General features: G+C 54.1%; 1 rRNA gene. It reads right to left on the reverse strand.

Annotated elements, in window-relative coordinates:
- A 16S ribosomal RNA gene (locus tag M3206_RS18655) occupies window positions 1-1,459 on the reverse strand; the annotation flags it as partial.
- Window positions 1,460-1,496: the final 37 nt, after the last annotated feature.

The raw sequence follows: 1,496 nt of genomic DNA on the forward strand, positions 1-1,496 counted from the left end.
AAGGGTTACCCCACCGACTTCGGGTGTTACAAACTCTCGTGGTGTGACGGGCGGTGTGTACAAGGCCCGGGAACGTATTCACCGCGGCATGCTGATCCGCGATTACTAGCAATTCCGGCTTCATGTAGGCGAGTTGCAGCCTACAATCCGAACTGAGAATGGCTTTTTGGGATTGGCTTGGCCTCGCGGCTTCGCAACCCTTTGTACCATCCATTGTAGCACGTGTGTAGCCCAGGTCATAAGGGGCATGATGATTTGACGTCATCCCCACCTTCCTCCGGTTTGTCACCGGCAGTCACCTTAGAGTGCCCAACTGAATGCTGGCAACTAAGGTCAAGGGTTGCGCTCGTTGCGGGACTTAACCCAACATCTCACGACACGAGCTGACGACAACCATGCACCACCTGTCACTCTGTCCCCCGAAGGGGAAAGCTCTATCTCTAGAGTGGTCAGAGGATGTCAAGACCTGGTAAGGTTCTTCGCGTTGCTTCGAATTAAACCACATGCTCCACTGCTTGTGCGGGCCCCCGTCAATTCCTTTGAGTTTCAACCTTGCGGTCGTACTCCCCAGGCGGAGTGCTTAATGTGTTAACTTCAGCACTGAGGGTGGAACCCCCCAACACCTAGCACTCATCGTTTACGGCGTGGACTACCAGGGTATCTAATCCTGTTTGCTCCCCACGCTTTCGCGCCTCAGCGTCAGTTACAGGCCAAAAAGCCGCCTTCGCCACTGGTGTTCCTCCACATCTCTACGCATTTCACCGCTACACGTGGAATTCCACTTTTCTCTCCTGCACTCAAGTCTCCCAGTTTCCAATGACCCTCCACGGTTGAGCCGTGGGCTTTCACATCAGACTTAAGAGACCGCCTGCGCGCGCTTTACGCCCAATAATTCCGGATAACGCTTGCCACCTACGTATTACCGCGGCTGCTGGCACGTAGTTAGCCGTGGCTTTCTGGTTAGGTACCGTCAAGGTACGAGCAGTTACTCTCGTACTTGTTCTTCTCTAACAACAGAGCTTTACGACCCGAAGGCCTTCATCGCTCACGCGGCGTTGCTCGGTCAGGCTTTCGCCCATTGCCGAAGATTCCCTACTGCTGCCTCCCGTAGGAGTCTGGGCCGTGTCTCAGTCCCAGTGTGGCCGATCACCCTCTCAGGTCGGCTACGCATCGTCGCCTTGGTGAGCCGTTACCTCACCAACTAGCTAATGCGCCGCGGGCTCATCTGTAAGCGTCAGCGAGATGCCGACTTTCAAAAAGAAGAAATGCTTCTTCTCTTGTTATCCGGTATTAGCCCCGGTTTCCCGGAGTTATCCCCGTCTTACAGGCAGATTACCCACGTGTTACTCACCCGTCCGCCGCTAAATCAGAGGAGCAAGCTCCTCGTCATTCGCTCGACTTGCATGTATTAGGCACGCCGCCAGCGTTCATCCTGAGCCAGGATCAAACTCTCCATAAAAGTGTTTGACTTGCTCTAATTTCTTACTGACGGAATT

The organism is Fictibacillus phosphorivorans (genome assembly GCF_023715845.1).
In the GTDB taxonomy this organism is placed as follows: Bacteria; Bacillota; Bacilli; order Bacillales; family Fictibacillaceae; genus Fictibacillus; species Fictibacillus phosphorivorans_D.